Annotated in this window: 16 protein-coding genes; 11 read left to right on the top strand and 5 right to left on the bottom strand. The window is 42.7% G+C overall.

All coding sequences use genetic code 11. From position 1 onward, the window contains the following. The first annotated feature begins 1 nt into the window (after position 1). The 5 genes from gatC (at position 2) to QM454_RS02315 (ending at position 5,006) form a co-directional block, all read left to right on the top strand. Positions 2-289: an Asp-tRNA(Asn)/Glu-tRNA(Gln) amidotransferase subunit GatC gene (gene gatC, locus QM454_RS02335; protein ID WP_432361051.1), complete on the top strand. Its 288-nt coding sequence runs from the start codon at positions 2-4 to the stop codon at positions 287-289. Between the two features lie 24 nt (positions 290-313). After that, positions 314-1,780: an Asp-tRNA(Asn)/Glu-tRNA(Gln) amidotransferase subunit GatA gene (gene gatA, locus QM454_RS02330; RefSeq protein ID WP_432361049.1), complete on the top strand. Its 1,467-nt coding sequence runs from the start codon at positions 314-316 to the stop codon at positions 1,778-1,780. Beyond that, positions 1,780-3,210 carry an Asp-tRNA(Asn)/Glu-tRNA(Gln) amidotransferase subunit GatB gene (gene gatB / locus QM454_RS02325; protein ID WP_432361046.1) on the top strand — a complete coding sequence of 477 codons (1,431 nt, stop codon included), beginning with the start codon at positions 1,780-1,782 and terminating at the stop codon, positions 3,208-3,210. The genes gatA and gatB overlap by 1 nt, the downstream gene beginning before the upstream one ends. A 176-nt stretch (positions 3,211-3,386) precedes the next feature. Then, complete coding sequence (locus tag QM454_RS02320; RefSeq protein ID WP_432361043.1) at positions 3,387-3,956, top strand: thioredoxin family protein; 570 nt, start codon at positions 3,387-3,389, stop codon at positions 3,954-3,956. Between the two features lie 108 nt (positions 3,957-4,064). Further along, entirely contained in the window at positions 4,065-5,006 is a 942-nt protein-coding gene (locus QM454_RS02315; protein WP_432361040.1) for a diacylglycerol kinase, read from the top strand. Positions 5,007-5,031: 25 nt separating this feature from the next. Here the strand turns inward: QM454_RS02315 and QM454_RS02310 are convergent, their stop codons facing one another. Then, positions 5,032-5,466 (bottom strand): NUDIX hydrolase, encoded by a 435-nt coding sequence (locus QM454_RS02310; RefSeq protein WP_432361037.1) that lies wholly within the window; start codon positions 5,464-5,466, stop codon positions 5,032-5,034. A 297-nt stretch (positions 5,467-5,763) separates the two neighbouring features. Between QM454_RS02310 and QM454_RS02305 the strand changes: the two genes are divergently transcribed. From QM454_RS02305 to rlmD, 4 genes are all read left to right on the top strand, one after another. Further along, complete coding sequence (locus QM454_RS02305; protein WP_432361034.1) at positions 5,764-7,110, top strand: cytochrome ubiquinol oxidase subunit I; 1,347 nt, start codon at positions 5,764-5,766, stop codon at positions 7,108-7,110. Next, positions 7,107-8,132 (top strand): cytochrome d ubiquinol oxidase subunit II, encoded by a 1,026-nt coding sequence (locus QM454_RS02300; protein WP_432361031.1) that lies wholly within the window; start codon positions 7,107-7,109, stop codon positions 8,130-8,132. Before QM454_RS02305 ends, QM454_RS02300 begins: the two co-directional genes overlap by 4 nt. Positions 8,133-8,146: 14 nt before the next feature. Continuing rightward, positions 8,147-8,257, top strand: a complete 111-nt coding sequence (gene cydS, locus QM454_RS02295) for a cytochrome bd oxidase small subunit CydS (RefSeq protein ID WP_432361028.1) — start codon at positions 8,147-8,149, stop codon at positions 8,255-8,257. Positions 8,258-8,348: 91 nt separating this feature from the next. Further along, positions 8,349-9,710: a 23S rRNA (uracil(1939)-C(5))-methyltransferase RlmD gene (gene rlmD / locus QM454_RS02290; RefSeq protein WP_432361025.1), complete on the top strand. Its 1,362-nt coding sequence runs from the start codon at positions 8,349-8,351 to the stop codon at positions 9,708-9,710. Between the two features lie 253 nt (positions 9,711-9,963). Here the strand turns inward: rlmD and QM454_RS02285 are convergent, their stop codons facing one another. Then, complete coding sequence (locus QM454_RS02285) at positions 9,964-12,573, bottom strand: M14 family metallopeptidase (RefSeq protein ID WP_432361023.1); 2,610 nt, start codon at positions 12,571-12,573, stop codon at positions 9,964-9,966. A 122-nt stretch (positions 12,574-12,695) separates the two neighbouring features. Here QM454_RS02285 and QM454_RS02280 point away from each other — a divergent pair, with 122 nt between their 5' ends. Beyond that, positions 12,696-13,010 (top strand): YciI family protein, encoded by a 315-nt coding sequence (locus QM454_RS02280; protein WP_432361020.1) that lies wholly within the window; start codon positions 12,696-12,698, stop codon positions 13,008-13,010. A 134-nt stretch (positions 13,011-13,144) separates the two neighbouring features. On the opposite strand, the gene QM454_RS02275 is transcribed toward QM454_RS02280, so the two are convergent. The 3 genes from QM454_RS02275 to QM454_RS02265 all read right to left on the bottom strand — a co-directional run bounded on the left by QM454_RS02275 (position 13,145) and on the right by QM454_RS02265 (position 16,148). Beyond that, the gene (locus QM454_RS02275) at positions 13,145-14,326 is read right to left on the bottom strand and encodes a DHH family phosphoesterase (protein WP_432361018.1); all 1,182 of its coding nucleotides are present in this window, start codon (positions 14,324-14,326) and stop codon (positions 13,145-13,147) included. Between the two features lie 66 nt (positions 14,327-14,392). Next, positions 14,393-15,094 (bottom strand): lysophospholipid acyltransferase family protein, encoded by a 702-nt coding sequence (locus QM454_RS02270; RefSeq protein WP_432361015.1) that lies wholly within the window; start codon positions 15,092-15,094, stop codon positions 14,393-14,395. 160 nt (positions 15,095-15,254) lie between these two features. Next, on the bottom strand, positions 15,255-16,148 hold the full coding sequence (locus QM454_RS02265; RefSeq protein ID WP_432361013.1) for a helix-turn-helix domain-containing protein: 894 nt from the start codon (positions 16,146-16,148) through the stop codon (positions 15,255-15,257). 103 nt (positions 16,149-16,251) lie between these two features. On the opposite strand from QM454_RS02265, the gene QM454_RS02260 reads away from it, so the two are divergent. Continuing rightward, complete coding sequence (locus QM454_RS02260; RefSeq protein ID WP_432361011.1) at positions 16,252-17,610, top strand: amidohydrolase family protein; 1,359 nt, start codon at positions 16,252-16,254, stop codon at positions 17,608-17,610. Positions 17,611-17,616: the final 6 nt, after the last annotated feature.

The raw sequence follows: 17,616 nt of genomic DNA, 5'->3' as shown, positions 1-17,616 counted from the left end.
AATGACGAAATTTACCGCAGAAGACGTAAAATACTTCGCGAATTTTGCTAAAATCGCCTTTTCGGATGAAGAAGCAGAAGTGTTTTCTGAAATCATTTCCGATCTTGTAGAATTTGGAGATGCATTGAAAGAAGTAGATACAACTAATGTTGAGCCGATGACTCATCCGTTGCAGCTTTTCAACGTGCTACGGGAAGATGTCCCTCAAGATATCCTTGATCGGGAAGAAATGTTGGCAAGCGTAAAAGAGCATGAAGATGGAATGATTAAAGTTCCAAATATCCTGTGATAATCGTTTTTAGGAGGATGTAAGATGACGTTAATGAAAAAGACGGCAGCAGAACTTCAAGCACTTTTACATAATCGGGAAGTCTCTGTCAAAGAAGTAACCGAAGATTCATTTAAGCAAATCGCCGCGTTAGATGGGCAAGTAAAAGCATTCCTAGCGTTGACGGAAGAAGAGGCGTTGGCAAAAGCTGAGAAGTTGGACAACGCGCCAATCGAAGGACGCGGACCACTATTCGGACTGCCAATCGGAATTAAAGACAACATTGTTACAAAAGGTACTGTTACGACTTGTGCAAGCAAGATGCTTGAAGATTTTGTACCTGTCTATGACGCAACAGTCGTAGAAAAAGTGAATGAAGCTGGCATGATTAGCGTCGGTAAATTGAATATGGATGAGTTTGCAATGGGCTCTACAACTGAACGTTCGGCTTTCCAGACAACACATAATCCATGGAATTTAGACTGCGTGCCTGGAGGTTCCTCGGGTGGTTCTGCAGCTGCTGTTGCAGCGGGAGAAGTACCGTTCTCACTCGGTACAGATACAGGCGGTTCTGTTCGTCAGCCGGCAGCATTATGTGGAATCGTTGGGATGAAACCGACATACGGGAGAGTGTCCCGTAGTGGCCTCGTCGCATTTGCTTCCTCGTTGGATCAAATCGGTCCAATTACTCGGACAGTTGAAGATAATGCATTGTTACTGAACGCCATTTCAGGTATTGATCATAGAGATTCCTCTTCTTCACCGCAGGAAGTCCCTAATTTCCAAGCTGCATTGACAGGCGATATTAAAGGATTACGAATTGCTGTTCCAAAGGAATATTTAGGTGAAGGCATCGCAGATGATGTGAAAGATAAGGTTCGCGCATCGTTGAAAGTGCTTGAATCACTTGGCGCGACTGTAGGGGAAGTGACACTTCCACATTCCAAATACGCTTCGCCGACATATTATGCAGTTGCAACTGCAGAAGCTTCTTCGAACCTCGCGAGATTCGACGGAATTCGTTACGGATACCGTTCAGAAAGTACGAAAAATCTAGAAGAGCTTTACACACGTTCACGTGCAGAAGGATTCGGGGATGAAGTGAAAAAGCGAATTCTTTATGGCACATATGCACTAAGTGCAGATCATCACGAAGATTTGTACGTCAAGGCAATGAAAGTACGTACACTTATCGCGCAAGACTTTGCATCTGTATTTGAAAACTATGATGTCATCGTCGGTCCAACGAGTGCAACAACTGCATACGAAATCGGCGGCGTCGTGCAAAACCAATTGACATTGTATGCGAACGACGTTTTGACAGTGTCTGTCAACTTGGCTGGTATTCCAGCAATTTCGATTCCGTGTGGTTTCTCAAATGGATTGCCAGTCGGCCTCCAAATTATCGGAAAGCATTTCGATGAAGCAACTATTTATAAAGTAGCGCACGCGTTTGAACAAGCGACGGATTTCCATAAACGCACTCCATCTTTAGGGGAGGGTACTAACTAATGAACTTTGAAACGATTGTTGGACTTGAAGTCCACGTTGAATTAAAAACCGATACGAAAATCTTTTCACCGGCACCATCTCATTACGGTGCTGAGCCGAATATGAACATCAATGTGTACGACTTGGCATACCCAGGAACATTGCCGACATTGAATAAACGCGCAATTGATTTCGGAATGAAAGCTTCACTTGCTTTGAACTGTGAAGTAGCAAAGGTTATGAACTTCGACCGTAAGCATTATTTCTATCCGGATAACCCGAGCGCGTATCAAACTTCGCAAGACAAGCGTCCAGTTGGCCAAAACGGCTGGATTGAAATTGAAGTCGAAGGCAAAAAGAAGAAGATTCGCATTGAGCGCGTCCATCTTGAAGAGGATGCAGGTAAATTGACGCATACCGACAACGGCTATTCACTCGTCGACTTGAACCGCCAAGGAACGCCGTTAATTGAAATCGTAACGGAAGCGGATATTCGCTCCCCGGAAGAGGCATATGCATTCCTTGAAAAGCTGAAAGCGATCATCCAATATACAGGCGTTTCCGATGTCCGTATGGAGGAAGGATCCCTTCGTTGTGACGCTAACATTTCATTGCGCCCATTCGGTCAAGAAAAATTCGGAACGAAAACCGAATTGAAAAACTTGAACTCCTTCAACTTTGTTCGAAGAGGAATTGCAAATGAAGTTGAACGTCAAGAAAAGATCCTTCTTTCCGGCGGTGAAATTCAACAGGAAACACGCCGCTACGACGAATCGACAGGCCAAACTGTGCTTATGCGTGTAAAAGGCAGTGCAAACGATTACCGATTCATCAATGACCCAGACTTGCCTGAGATTCATATCGACCAAGAGTGGATCGATCGTGTTCGCGCTGAAATCCCGGAACTTCCAGATGCGCGTAAAGCAAGATACGTTAATGAACTCGATCTGCCAGAATATGACGCACACGTCTTAACGTTAACGAAAGAAATGTCCGATTTCTTCGACGCAACTGTGAATGCAGGAGCGGATGCAAAACTTGCTTCCAACTGGTTAATGGGCGAAGTATCCGCGTATTTGAACGCCGAACAGAAAGAACTTCACGACACGGCGCTTACACCGGAAGGCCTCTCTAGCATGGTTAAGTTGATTGCGGACGGAACGATTTCATCCAAAATCGCGAAGAAAGTTTTCAAAGAACTCATTGAAAACGGTGGCAATGCCGCTGACATCGTAAAAGAAAAAGGCCTCGTCCAAATTTCAGACGAAGGTACACTCCGCGCAATCGTAACGGAAATACTCGATGCGAATGAACAATCAATCGAGGACTTCAAAAACGGTAAAGACCGCGCAGTCGGCTTCCTAGTTGGACAAGTAATGAAAGCTACAAAAGGGCAAGCAAACCCACCAATGGTAAATAAAATCCTCCTTGAGGAAATTAAAAAGCGATAAGCTGAACATGAATCGTCCTATACGAGTCTTGCCAAAGTCTCCGTATAGGGCGATTTTTTCCGTGCTTCCACGTCCAGTTCCGGGCGCTCTCCACTTTTGTTTAGCATCCTATTTGATTCACACAACGAATAGCCGTACACTTAAGAAAAAGGTAAAGAAAAGGGAAGGTGTCGGAAATGAAAACAGAGAAGCAATATTTTGATGAGGCGATTTCGCTCGAGGACTACATGGATCGGATGGAAAAACATAAAGAAAACAGTTTCGGCATTTACGAAAAATTCGATGTACCGCAAGACGATGCATTCATCGAAATAGCAAAAACGAAAAAGCCCAATATACTAGTCATAACGGAAGATTGGTGTGGCGACGCGATGATGAACAATCCAATTCTGCGTCGAATTGCAGAAGCCGCAAACTTGGACGTCCGAGTCGTCTATCGTGACGAAGATACAGACTTGATTGACAGACATTTGACGAATGGTGGTCGTTCAATTCCAATTTACTTGCTACTCAATGATGAAGGGGAAGTAACAGCTAAATGGGGACCTCGCGCAGCGTCCATCCAAGAAGACGTCCTCGAACGTCGCAAGCAACTACCCGCAAAAGAAGCTCCAGATTTCGCTGAAAAGCAACGGAAATTCATCGACGAATTAATGAAGGAATATACAACCCAGCCCGAATTGTGGCTCACTGTTTACGAAGACATTCGCAAGACATTCATGCCGGCGTTGCAACAGACGAAGTGACATTTAATGAGAACTTTTTGGGAGGACAATTAGTCCTAGTAAGCGTCTACTAGTTGAAGTATGGACGCATACAAGCGTCGCATTTTGTATGAATTGAGAGGGAACAGTATGAAACGTGCAAGAATCATTTATAACCCGACAGCAGGACGTGAAGTATTCCGAAAACATTTGGCTGAAGTGTTGGAAAAGCTGGAGAAAGCAGGGTACGAAACATCTGTCCATGCGACAACGGGGGAAGGCGATGCAACTGAAGCGGCAAAAAAAGCTGTGGAACGGGGCTTTGACGTCATCATCGCGTCTGGCGGGGATGGAACGTTAAACGAAGTCGTCGCCGGAGTCTCCCCATTTGAGAACCGACCGACAATCGGGCTCATTCCGACAGGCACGACAAATGATTTTGCCCGTGCGCTACGGATTCCGAGGGATATTGACGAAGCCGTCGACATTATCGTTCGTGGCGAGACAATTCCGGTGGACGTTGGTCTCATGAACGACCGCCATTTCATTAATATCGCTGGTGGCGGAAGAATGACAGAGCTGACGTATGAAGTGCCGAGCAAGTTGAAAACGGTACTCGGACAGCTCGCCTATTATTTAAAAGGGATTGAAATGCTCCCGTCTATCCATTCGAGTAACGTGAGAATTGAGTACGACGATGAAGTGTTCGAAGGGGAAGTCATGCTCTTTCTCGTCGGCTTGACAAACTCCGTCGGTGGCTTTGAGAAACTGGCGCCGCATTCAAGCATTAATGATGGTCGATTTACGTTAATCATATTGAAAAAATGTAATATGGCCGAATTCATTAGGGTCGTTTCATTGGCGCTTCGCGGAGAGCATTTAGATGACCCGCTCGTAATTTCCGCTCATCCGTCAACAGTGAAGATTACGTCATCTGAGGAAGTACTACTAAATTTGGACGGAGAATATGGCGGCACCCTTCCTGCGAATTTTACAAACAAACACCGTCATATCGAAATGTTTGCCCCGCTTGCGCAATTACGTAAGCAAGATCGAATGGATATAGACAATGAAAAAGCTGCAATGGATTGAGTATCCATGCAGCTTTTATTTTTCCTTAGTTAATAAAATCAATTAACTCATCCTGTCCTGCCGCAAGCGCTGGTAAGTCATTAACCGGAACCCAGCGGCAACGGAAAATCATGCCGTTATCTTTACCGGTACTGTTGACAATCATCTCCCATTCATTTTCATCCTCACCGATGTACGTCAGATGAAATATATTTCGCTCATGGATAACATCTTGTCGGTTTTCCGGAAAAAAGTTTATTTTGTTCACTTTGCCATTTAGTCGAAGCTGATCCCGCCGAATGCCGGTTTCTTCCTCAATTTCCCGGTAGAGTGCATCGATAAGAAGCTCGTCCTCTTCAATTGTTCCCCCCGGCACTTGCAAGCCTGCTTCTGGATGATCTTTATGCTCGAACACAAGAAGTTTCCGTTCGGCATGTTCATCCTTCGTAATGTAAGCTAAAACCTTTCTTTTGATTTCCATTGTGTCACCCCTTTTTGATTCCTCTATTATATACAACATTCTAAATACTCACAAGAGCAAAACACCTGTCGTAAATATTTCACAATAATTGTGACGATATTGTTATTTCTTTACCAAAAATGAAAAAGTATAAGCTCGGTATCTTATGATAAAGAAGAGAGGAATTTAATGGACGGAGGGAGATCCCGTGTATAAAGAACAAGAGAAATCACTTATGTGGCTTATCTTTGTCGTTGCGGGTATTATGATGCTTTCAATTATCGGAAGAATTGTCGGAAGTTGAAGGAGGAAAGCTAAATGGGAAATGAAGAAGCTGTACTTTATTCGCGTATTCTGACGGAATTGACGCTATCGTTCCACATTATTTACGCGACGATCGGCGTCGGTGTTCCGCTCATGATTATGATTGCACAATGGGTCGGAATCCGGAAAAATGATGAACATTATATTTTGCTAGCAAGACGGTGGGCACGAGGTTTTATCATTACGGTCGCCGTCGGGGTCGTTACAGGAACTGCGATCGGTTTGCAATTGTCATTGCTATGGCCGAATTTCATGGAGTTCGCGGGAAATGTCATCGCACTTCCGTTATTCATGGAAACGTTCGCGTTCTTTTTTGAAGCCATTTTCCTTGGCATTTATTTATACACATGGGATCGTTTTGAAAACCAGAAAAAGCATTTACTTCTATTAGTGCCAGTTGCAATCGGTGCTTCGTTTTCCGCCGTTTTCATTACAATGGTGAATGCATTCATGAATGCTCCCCAAGGGTTCGACATCGTGAACGGAGAACTCGTCAACATTAACCCAATCATCGCGATGTTCAACCCGGCGATGCCGACAAAAGTTGCGCATGTTGTCGTCACGGCATATATGACGTCAGCATTTGTACTAGCGGCAATTGCAGCGTTCAGGTTATTAAAAGGCTCCAATCATATTTATCATAAAAAGGCCCTTCATTTGACGATGAAGCTTGGACTTGTATTCGCGATTGCTTCCGCGGTCATCGGTGATTTCTCCGGTAAATATTTGGCTGAATACCAGCCTGAGAAACTTGCAGCGGCGGAGTGGCATTTTGAAACGCAGGAAAATGCCCCGCTTATCTTGCTTGGAGTATTAACCGATGGTGAAGTGAAATATGCCATTGAAGTTCCATTCGGGCTTTCCATTTTGGCGCATAACAACCCGAGTGCGGAAGTGATTGGGTTAGATCAGTTCCCTGAAGATGAAATACCACCGCTCTATATTCATTACTTATTCAACATTATGGTAATCATCGGTATGTGGATGGTATTGCTCGGGGCTTGGTATTGGATTGGCATAAGACGGGGCTGGAGAAGTGTGACGACAAGATGGTTCCGTTGGCTTATCGTTCTCGGAGCACCCCTAACATTCATTGCCATTGAAACAGGTTGGTGGTTTGCAGAAGTCGGGCGGCAGCCGTGGATTCTACGCAAAATTATGCGTGTCGACGATGCTGCGACGACGAGTGGGCAAGTTGACTTGATGCTTGTGCTATTCGCATTGCTCTATATCATTCTAGCTATCGGAAGTGTCGTCGTCTTACGACGGATGTTCCGCAACAATCCGGTCGAACGTGAACTGGAAGAACGGCATATGGAAAAGGGTGGTGACGTGCAATGAACTTGGAGATTTTAGGAATTACGGTTCTATGGACGTTCCTCTACGGTTATATTGTCGTCGGTGCGATTGATTTTGGGGCAGGTTTTTTCAATGCATACAGTTTACTGACTGGGAAAGATCGGATTTTGACGAAAGTCATTCAACGGTATTTATCCCCAGTCTGGGAAGTGACGAACGTGTTTCTAGTCTTCTTCTTCGTTGGAATTATCGGGTTCTTCCCGAAAACCGCGTTTTACTATGGAACGACGCTATTAGTGCCCGTTAGTATCGGTGTCATCTTGCTCGCAATCCGCGGTTCATATTATGCGTTTGAGACGTACGGCGCAAGGGGCCATAAAGGCTATTCGTTTTTGTATGGGATTGCAGGGCTGTTGATCCCTGCTTCGCTATCCATTGTGTTGACGATATCGGAAGGCGGCTTTATTGAAATGATCGATGGCCATCCAGTGCTCGATTATTGGATTTTATTCAAAAGTCCATTGACTTGGTCAATCGTCGTTTTGAGCATTGCAGCGACGCTTTACATTTCAGCAGTGTTCCTCACGTGGTATGCGAATAAAGCAGGAGATACGGAAGCGACAGAGCTACTTAGGAAGTATTCACTCATCTGGTCGTTCCCGACAATTATTACGGCGGGCGGCATTATCTTTGAACTAAGAAGGCATAATTTCGAGCATTACAGCAACATACAGACGTTTTGGCCAATGTTCCTCATTTCGTTTTTATTGTTTGAGGGAACAGTTTGGATGCTATGGAAACGACGCAGCTACGGATGGGCATTCGCATTGCTCATGGGCCAATTCGCCTTTGCGTTTTTCGGGTATGGTGCATCCCATTATCCGTACTTGTTGTACCCATATTTGACGATTTACGACAGTTTCACGAACCCGGCGATGGCAATCTCGCTCGTAGTCGTGTTCATCCTTGGACTTGGAATGTTAATCCCATCGCTCGTGCTACTCATGCGACTATTCCTGTTCAATAAAAACTACGTCCGTGGGAAAAAAGATTACCATGCGTAAAGGGGGAGTACGGTTTGAATAATTTCATTATTTTCTATGCGCCTTTCATCGTCCTCATTGCATCGATTGTTATTGCATTTTTGATCGCGCCGATGGACGGTTCGGTGACGGATAAAGAAGAGTAATGAAAAGCAGACGTCTTCATGGCGTCTGTTTTTTCGTTTCATTGAGTAAAACATGTTAAACTTGGAGCATACGAAATTTGGAGGAAATATCATGTCTTTTATTGTAAATCAAAACGATTCGTTAACTGTCTATGTGGAGGATTTGACGCATGACGGATCGGGCGTTGCAAAAGTGGAAGGCTATCCGTTATTCATCCCCGGTGCATTGCCAGGTGAGGAAGTGGAAGTCAAAGTCGGGAAGACGTTGAAGAATTACGGATTCGCTCGTTTGTTAAACGTGGTGAAGGCTTCGCCGGATCGTGTTGAACCACCTTGTCACGTATTTTGGGAATGCGGAGGTTGCCAGCTGCAGCATTTATCGTACGAAGGCCAGCTCATTCAAAAGCAAAAACAAGTGCGCGACGTCATCGATCGCATCGCGAAACTGCCTGACGTACCCGTACACCCAGTCAAAGGGATGGAAGACCCGTGGCGCTATCGCAATAAATCCCAAATCCCCTTCAGCGAACGTGACGGTAACGTCGTGTCTGGCTTTTACAAGTCACGCACACATCATATCGTCGACACAGACGTATGCATTATCCAAAGCGAAGAAGCGGATGAACTCATGTCGACGTTGAAGCACGAAATGCATGCGCTTGGATTAGATGCGTACAACGAAAAGACCCACCGCGGCATGCTTCGGCATCTCGTCGTTCGAAAAGGGAAAGCGACAGGGGAAATTATGGTCGTCCTCGTCACGCTTAAAAAGAAATTCCCACAAAAAGATGCGGTTATCGATCTCATTAAGCGAGTCGTGCCGGACGTGACATCGATTATGCAAAACGTTAATAGCGAAAAGACGAACGTCATCTTCGGAAATGAAACGATTTGTTTGTATGGCAAGTCGTTCATTATCGACAAGATCGGCGACATTCAGTTTGAAATATCAGCACGCTCTTTCTACCAAGTGAACCCGACGCAAACAGAAGTGCTTTATAAGCAAGCGCTCGACTATGCGCAGCTGACAGGCGACGAAATGGTCATCGACGCATACTGCGGAATCGGCACGATTTCACTGTTCCTTGCACAAAAGGCGAAAGAAGTGTACGGCGTCGAAATCGTTCCTCAAGCGATCGAGGACGCTAAACGAAACGCAGAATTAAACGGTATGACGAACGCCTATTTCGAAGCGGGCGCTGCAGAAGATGTCATTCCAAACTGGTACGCAGAAGGCAAACGATTCGACGTCCTCGTCGTCGACCCACCACGTAAAGGGTGCGACGAAAAACTGTTGCAGACGATATTGGAATACAAACCGAAGCGAGTCGTCTACGTATCATGCAACCCAGGCACATTAGCACGCGACTTGCGCATATTGGAAGATGGCGGTTACAAGACGAAGGAAGTCCAACCTGTCGACATGTTCCCGCAAAGCAGCCACGTAGAATCGGTTGCTTGGTTAGAAATCTGAATTGTGTCTGAATTGTGTGTGCGCCTGTGCAGCACACATTTATGACAATTCAATGGAATGGATATTAATACAAGTGTTAATGAGTAAATGATTGTTGTTGCAGCATGTCTGTTTTGTTTTATGCAATTGTAGTGCATAGTCAGAATAGTTTGCTGCACAGGCACCATAAATACAATTAAAATAAGGTGCCGGTCCCTCACTGAATTGTATTTCCGGAGGAACTAGGCACCTTTTTTAATTGTTCATTTTTCGTTCAACTCTTTTTATTCACCGAATCAAAAATGCTATTGGCTATGAAGCGATAGCTGTTATGTGTATGTGCTCTAAACGCTAGATCATTGGCGAAAAGGGTGAAAGTAACATTATTTAACGTATGGGTAAAGGCAAGGATTTGTCCTTTTGCATTTTCGTGTCCAGGCCACCATCCTGATATAAAGAAATCATTACTGTTGCTAAAGGAAGCAAGTATTTTGGCTCCCGCGGGTACTGCAGTAATCCACATACCATAAGTAGTATAAAGAACTTCATCGGTCTCATAGCCAGAGGTGAGTAGGTGGTTCGTAATTTTTGCTTTGACTAAACCTTCATGGCCATTTTTTGTGTAGTTTATAGAGAAACCAGGCAGTAATCCTCGACTATTAACAGCTTTCAATGTATCTAACCCAATTCCTACAAATGTTTTTCCGCGTAAGTTCGATACAACGATGCTGCTGCTATCGCTAACAATTACGTCAGCATCTGCTTGTTTAACCATTTCAAAGCCAAGCTCTGAAACTGCAAATTTCAATTGAGAGGACCCAGTGACAGCTACTTTCATCTGCTTTAACTTCATCGTCTTTACAGGAATGGAAGTAAATAAATATCTAGCACTGAAATAATAGTTCTTGCCGAAGCTCTGTAAATCTTTCGTTTGGACAATAAAATCGCCTTTAGTTATTAACCCTCTTGTTTCAAGAGCCTTTTCAACAACGGTGCCATTTTTTAGAAGATGGTTTACAAGTTTAATTGTGTCATTATTCGTATTAGATAACAGATGGTAAGCTGCTTTTGCGTAAAAATTACCTTTAGGGAGCCCTGTACTTCTAATTCTACTACTGTTTTGATTAAAAACATCGTCTTTGCGAATTTCATGAACCGTAAATCCTCGTACATCAGGGAAATTTACTACGGTTGAATCATACATCGCTTCCCAGTCTGAAACATCATCGCCTTTATAGAGCATGGCATTGGCTACACCTCGTTTGGCCTGTTTCATAGGAATAATAAATGTCCCTTTTGCATAAGTAATTCCGTTTACGACAGTGTTCTTTGTTAGCATTTCAACCTTTACGCCATTACGCAATAAATATTGGACCATTTTATAAGCTTCTAGTTTATTCTTTTGTAGTTTTGACCCAATGGGAATTACATAGTAATTCGGGAAGAAGTTTAGATGCCCACCTCTATTCCGTCCAATCGGTTTTTTTGAAGCATTCACAAAATATTTATCGACTGCACGATTATCCTCACCATTTACACCACGCTTAAAGATTTCAAGCTGATTTTTAAACAGGTGATCTTTATTTTCATTTACAAAAAGGGTGGCTCCTAGCCCGACGCCTACCATCGCCTGAAAACCATCTTGACTTAATGCTGGAATTTCAATTGTATGTCCTAGTGAACCGTGCAGCATAGCATACATCGGTGTATAGCCGACAGACATATCGTCCCAACCGTTTTTATAATCGAGTGCTGGAATGACATAGGACTTGAAGTTAGAGTTGCTTAATCCCGCATCCCCCATGGAGCGAGCCTGCCTGATCATATTAGTATAAAGTAAATCGTATTCATAGTTCGGATTGTGAGGAGGAGTGGTCGGTTCAATTAAGAATTTACCAATATATCCATGCATGTCTAGAAATGAGAGGGGAGTCCATTTGGCAATTTCTTGGGTAACAAAAATTGTTTCAGGTTGAGTTTGAAAATGGTTGTCGCGGTTTAAGTCAAAGCCATTAGCGTTTCTTCTAGTATTCGTAACTTTGCCATCAGGGTTATTCGTAAACATGAATAACAAAATGACATGATTAAGAATTTCATTTACGTTAAGGCTTACGGTTTCCTTTCGGCCATTTTTAACTGTATGAAACGTGATCCTATCCTCAATGGCGAATTTTCGTAGTAATTCAACTTGGGCATCAGGCCCTTCAATTTCATCAGGATGAATATTATTAAACCAAATAGGAACTTGATATTCACGGATTGAGCCGTTATTAAGTTGACTTATCAATTTCTCAGGTTGTTCTAATGCCATCGGAAGTGTGACATTTAAATATTTGTTAACTGCAGCTATACTCTTTGCCAAAATAACAAAATGAAGATCTCTGCCTTGTACGGACTTTCCAAGACTTTTATAGGTGATGTATCGTTTATTTTTTTGATTGGATTGTTTAATGATTTTGTCGATCTCTGGCTTTAGCTCATTATAAAAAAGGAACTCATCATACACATTTAGCTGGACAGTAGCAGAAGCCTTTATCTTTCTTTGCGGATCAATCATAGCTAATTCGTAACTTCCAATAAACTGTTGATATTGTGTTCGAATTGATCTCTCAGCAAGACTCTCTCTATTAAATGGAAGATCAAACTTTAATGTAGCTTTGACAATTCCAGAATTTCCGATAAAGTGAGGTTTTTCAACGACTGTAATAAAGGGATCTCCGTTAAAAGTTGACCCGGTTGTCCACTTTTTCCACTCAGACAGACTCTTTCCACCAAAATGAAAAACTAGTTGACCTAAGTCAACATTCCTTCCCATAACTGCCTGAACTTCAACGGTTCTTACTTCTGTTAGTGAAAATAAAGACCTACTCACCTTAAGTTGCACAATAAAACACTCCTTTCGTTTATCGAAATATTATTAGAGTATTATATTCAGATAAACTTGACAGGTGTATGTAATATCGGTAGTTATATATATAATCGAATTGTTTGGGAGGGGTGTGGGGAATGGTAAATGAGAAAAAACAGTTTATCTATGTTTTGAAATTAGTACCTTCTTTGTTGAATTTGAATAATTGGACTGAAAAAGAAGAAGAAATAGTGGGTAGACACTTTGCAAAACTGCAGGAGTTACTTAAAGAAGGAAAGCTTGTTTTAGCAGGCAAAACTTCGGGGATGGACGAAAAAACATTTGGCATAGTGATTTTGGAAGTTGAATCAGAAGAGGAAGCATTAGCTATCATGAAAAATGATCCTTCAGTTGCAGAAGGAATAATGGAGGCGGAATTATTCCCGTATAACGTTGCTTTAATTAGGAAATGATTTAGCCCGTGATACTACTAGATTTCAATAGTATTTAGATGTGAGGCAATCAATAATATGAAAAGTGCCACGTATCCAATGCGCTTCTAAATTAATTGGGTACAGGCACTTTTATAGTTTCCAATATCTACATCCTACTCACTACTACTTACCTGTTCCATTAAATAATTTACAAAAGCATCATCCCGTACGAGCCAAGCTTCGTAAGTTCTTTTAAGGAAACGCTCCGCTTCCTCGAAACTTGAAAACGTCGCTTCCAATTTCACGTCATTTTGTTTAATGGCCCATGCTTGATTGTTCTCCGGAAAAAGGAAAAAGCTTTCTTCCATTCGGTTTTTATAGAGGGAGCCGAACGAAGAATGTTTCAAGTTGTAACGATTTCGTCGCGCATCTTCTCGTATTGGTTCTAAGTGGAACGTGTCCAACACAAACTGTTGAAATGCAGCTTTGTTCATCGAACATCCTGAAGCTTTTGCATGCCCGCCACCACCGAACTTTCCGGCAACTTCGGATACATCAATATGATCATGGATTGTGCGAAAACCAACTCGTTTCCCTCCAATATTCAAGATAGCGATGTAATCCAAATGGGGATATTCCTTGCCAAGTTCATTACCAAGCTCTGAATGGTACGATTCCGCATACACAATCCCGGCAAATAGACCGTCTGCTTCGCTTTGGACGAGCTCTCGTCTTTTCCGGCGAATATATCGCTCGATTTTATCTTCTTCCATATCGAGAATTTTCTTTTCGAACTCATCGAAGTCGAAATGTTCGTCTGCTAATAGTCGACTAGTCATCGTTTCTTCAAATTCCTCAATCGTCATGAGGAAAAAGAGGGCATTCAGACGTTGTGCATACTGATTATTATTTTTCTCCCATTCCCACGTATCGTATTGCCTGACGAGCTCGACAAACTCGGCTACCGATTCTGACGGTTCCATCAGTTGATGCGTCACAAGGTATTCATAAAATAAGGAAGTCGCTGAAGCCAACTGACCTTCTTCATCCTCTACGACGACATGTCCCCACTCATACTCATTAAAATGTAACGCCGTTTTATGATGATCAATCAATTGGACCTTTCCACCGTCTTCATAAAACGCCGCTAGCCTATTTTCGTTTTCTTCATTAACCGACAAATCCGTAATAAACAAAAATGTGTCCTGATCATCATTTTCCAAAAACCATTCCACTTCGCGATCAAGACTGGAAATGGAATTGTAGCGCACTTTCACTTGCTTTCCAAAAGCAATCTTCGCTAAAATACCGCATCCAACGCCATCCAAGTCATTATGAGATAACAATTTATACATATCCTTCACTCCTCGAACGACAGTATAGTCAAATCGCGTGAATGACAGTCATCTCAACTTCACCTGTTACAAATATTTATTAATTTCTGCTAAAACGGTTGTCGCGAGTTCGTTTGTATCTTTAAAGTTTTTCGGGTCTATCGGCTCAGAGTAATGGACAGACACTTGCGCGGGTGTATTTTTGCCTTTCTCACTGATCAACTTATACGAATCCTTAATCGTTACAGGAATAACTTTGACCCCTGCTTTAATGGCAATTCGCAAACTACCCGGTTTAAAGTCTCCGATGGTAGGACTTTTACTTCTAGTTCCTTCTGGGAAAATTGCAATTGAAGTACCTGATTTTAATTTTTCTATTGCTTCGTTAATAGACTTTAGGGAACTACGCGCATTCTCTCTATCAATAAACACGCATCCTCGTTGTTTCATCCAAAAACCTAACATTGGAATTTTCTCCATTTCTTTTTTTGCAACAAAAGCCATCGTTTGAGGAGCCGTTGAATACAAAATTGGAATGTCCATATTCCCTTGATGGTTGCTGACATATAATACAGGTTCATCTAAAGGGATATTTTCTGTTCCTGTTACGGTTAAGTCAGCACCTGAGATTTTGATTAATTTATTTGTACATTTCAGTATGATTCTATCCATTAATTCTAGTTTTTCTTTTTTCTTACCTGTCTTGTTTAATTTATTAATAGTAAATGTTTTGTTTACGTTACTTAAAATATAACCCCACATATAGCCTTGAAAAACTAGAGTACGCATATATTTTCCTCTTCTCGTTCAGATTTAATCTTCTGTAAGTATAAATAAAAAAACAACTTAAGTAAGTTACAAATGTCACTTGTCGACGAAAAATAAGTCATAAAATATAAAAAGACTGTAAGCAAACACCGTGAATTTTGGTGTTTATCTTACAGTCTCTTTAAAATGCTAGAATTTGATCCAAATAATTTTCAATGCTTTTTGCATGACGTACAGCGCCCAATTCCGATAATAGGTGAATCGCTGTTCGGATGGCGGCAATCCCTTCCTCTTTATTTCCCAGTCTCAATTCAAACGCGCCCCGTAGATGCATTAAGTTAACCCGTTCGAATAATCGACTTTCAGGAAGCGCGAGGGTTTCGAGATAGGAAAAGAACTCGTTCAATTCCGCTTGAAATCTCATCTCCTTATTGAAATGATTGACGGATCCCAATAGATAGATGATCGTGTTCATGATAATTGTGGCAATCAAATCGTCCACCTTTTGGAACTCACGGTACCGAATGCTTTTTTCGTACGCCGTCCGGGAAAGCTGGAGGACCATGTCCGTATTCAGGAACAGAATTGTCGTATTATATAGCATGAATTCATAATGTCCCCATACTTCGACATGGAATAAATAATCAGCTAACGATTGGATATGCTCTTTATTTATCTCCTCGTCAATCGCTTTGTTATCAACAATCATTTCAAATACTTGTATCATCAACACATGATATTGGTACGTTTTAACCCCAGTTTGCTTCCACTTTTTTAATTCCTGCTCTTTTAATTTCCTTAATACATCCGAATCCCGCCGCTGATATGCGCTGCTAACGGCTTTGAAAAACTGTTCAAGCCGGCTAGGCTGGAAATCTCGGTGCACGAACAAAAACTCATCAAAGCCCACCATTAATTTCTCCAACAACCTAGTAAACAGCCCGAGTGTGATGTCAGAATCGCCGCGCTCAAATTTAGATAGGAATGAAACGGAGCAAATCCCATCCGACAATTCCTTCATCGTCAGTCCCTTCTGCTCCCGAATTTGACGCAGTGTTTCCCCGTATGCCTTCATTTATATCCCCCAATTCCACTATATGAAAATTAAATTGAGTATAAGATTATTCGATATACAATGAAAATTAGATAATCCCATTATACATGAGGAGGCGGCTGAAATGGCTGAAACAAATCATTACATTGTTAAAAACGGTACCATCATCGATGTGGAAAAAGGTGATTCATTCATAGGTTCAATTGAAATAAAAGGGACGATGATAACGGGAATTCACCGTACTAATGAAACTCTCCCGGATGGCATTCCGGCAATTGATGCGTCGGGCAAATACATCATTCCTGGCATGATTGATATGCATTGCCATATCCGCGATAATGTTGCTCCGCATTTCTTGGCTTCCGGAGTAACGACCGTACGGAATACGGCGGGCAATGTATTGTTGATTGAGGATTTGATTGAGGCTCCGGTAGATGCACCGACGCCTCGCGTATTTTCGGCGGATCGGATGATTGACGGGGAACCCGGCCTATGGGGGCCGACAAGCTTCGGAAACCTCGTGACGGAAAATCCGGCAGAAGCGAGGCGGGAAGTGAGAAGGCAGGCTGAAGCCGGAGTGAAGTTCATCAAATTGTACGGCTGGGCGAATAGAGAAGTGATACAGGCAACGGTTGAAGAGGCGAGAAAATTCGATTTGGAAGTGAGCTGTGACCTGATTCATTCCAAAAAAATAAGCGCTTTGGTTGCTGCGGAGCTTGGCGTAACGTGGTTCGAGCATGCTTCCGGATTTGTTCAGGTGCTCTATCCGGGCTGGTATCCGTCTGCTGACCAAGCGGAATGGAGCCATATCAATTGGGAAGAGCCAGATGAGAAGAGGATCAAGGAACTTTGCGAGAAGATGCTCCAGTTCAACGTCAAGCTCTGTCCGACCCTTGTCCTAATAGACCAGGCGAAACAACATCCCGATGTCTGGTATCCAAAAAACGCAGTGACAAACTCACTTGAAAAGCATGATGTATTAATCAGCCATTGGCAAAGTATGTCAGAGCAGGCGGAATTAATAAAACAGCAACTTGGCAACCAGTATACAATCACCAAACTTATCGCGAAAACCTATTTTGGCCTTGGCGGCACGGTTGTTGCCGGTACGGACACGCCGGCACTCATTTGGACTTTCCCGGGCATGGCATTGCATAGGGAATTGGAGCTATTCCATGAAATGGGCATGACCGAAATGGAAACGCTACAGGCGGCGACAATCCATGCGGCCCGCTCCATAAATCTTGAAAACATCGGAGCAATAAAAGAACGATACATTGCCGATCTCGTTATTTTGAATGAAAACCCACTGAAAGCGATTCATCACACAAAGGAGATTCACCGAGTGATCAAAGGTGGGAAAGTGTATAGCCAAGAAGAAATTTTGGAACATGTCCAAAGTGATGAGGAAATGGAAAAGCGAATGGCCGCATTCGAGAAGCGATGGGAATCGGGGATGGGGCAAGTGGAAATTGGCAACTAGAAAAAA

Origin of the sequence: Sporosarcina sp. UB5, assembly GCF_050859005.1 — a bacterium.
GTDB lineage: Bacteria > Bacillota > Bacilli > Bacillales_A > Planococcaceae > Sporosarcina.
This window is presented reverse-complemented; position numbering and strand designations above follow the sequence as displayed.

Coding starts and splice junctions, on each gene's coding strand:
- QM454_RS02300 (WP_432361031.1), top strand. CDS start 7,107: ATGAACTTGGAGATTTTAGGAATTACGGTTCTATGGACGTTCCTCTAC.
- QM454_RS02305 (WP_432361034.1), top strand. CDS start 5,764: ATGGGAAATGAAGAAGCTGTACTTTATTCGCGTATTCTGACGGAATTG.
- QM454_RS02265 (WP_432361013.1), bottom strand. CDS start 16,148: ATGAAGGCATACGGGGAAACACTGCGTCAAATTCGGGAGCAGAAGGGA.
- rlmD (WP_432361025.1), top strand. CDS start 8,349: ATGTCTTTTATTGTAAATCAAAACGATTCGTTAACTGTCTATGTGGAG.
- QM454_RS02315 (WP_432361040.1), top strand. CDS start 4,065: ATGAAACGTGCAAGAATCATTTATAACCCGACAGCAGGACGTGAAGTA.
- QM454_RS02275 (WP_432361018.1), bottom strand. CDS start 14,326: ATGTATAAATTGTTATCTCATAATGACTTGGATGGCGTTGGATGCGGT.
- QM454_RS02260 (WP_432361011.1), top strand. CDS start 16,252: ATGGCTGAAACAAATCATTACATTGTTAAAAACGGTACCATCATCGAT.
- QM454_RS02310 (WP_432361037.1), bottom strand. CDS start 5,466: ATGGAAATCAAAAGAAAGGTTTTAGCTTACATTACGAAGGATGAACAT.
- gatC (WP_432361051.1), top strand. CDS start 2: ATGACGAAATTTACCGCAGAAGACGTAAAATACTTCGCGAATTTTGCT.
- QM454_RS02270 (WP_432361015.1), bottom strand. CDS start 15,094: ATGCGTACTCTAGTTTTTCAAGGCTATATGTGGGGTTATATTTTAAGT.
- QM454_RS02280 (WP_432361020.1), top strand. CDS start 12,696: ATGGTAAATGAGAAAAAACAGTTTATCTATGTTTTGAAATTAGTACCT.
- QM454_RS02320 (WP_432361043.1), top strand. CDS start 3,387: ATGAAAACAGAGAAGCAATATTTTGATGAGGCGATTTCGCTCGAGGAC.
- gatA (WP_432361049.1), top strand. CDS start 314: ATGACGTTAATGAAAAAGACGGCAGCAGAACTTCAAGCACTTTTACAT.
- gatB (WP_432361046.1), top strand. CDS start 1,780: ATGAACTTTGAAACGATTGTTGGACTTGAAGTCCACGTTGAATTAAAA.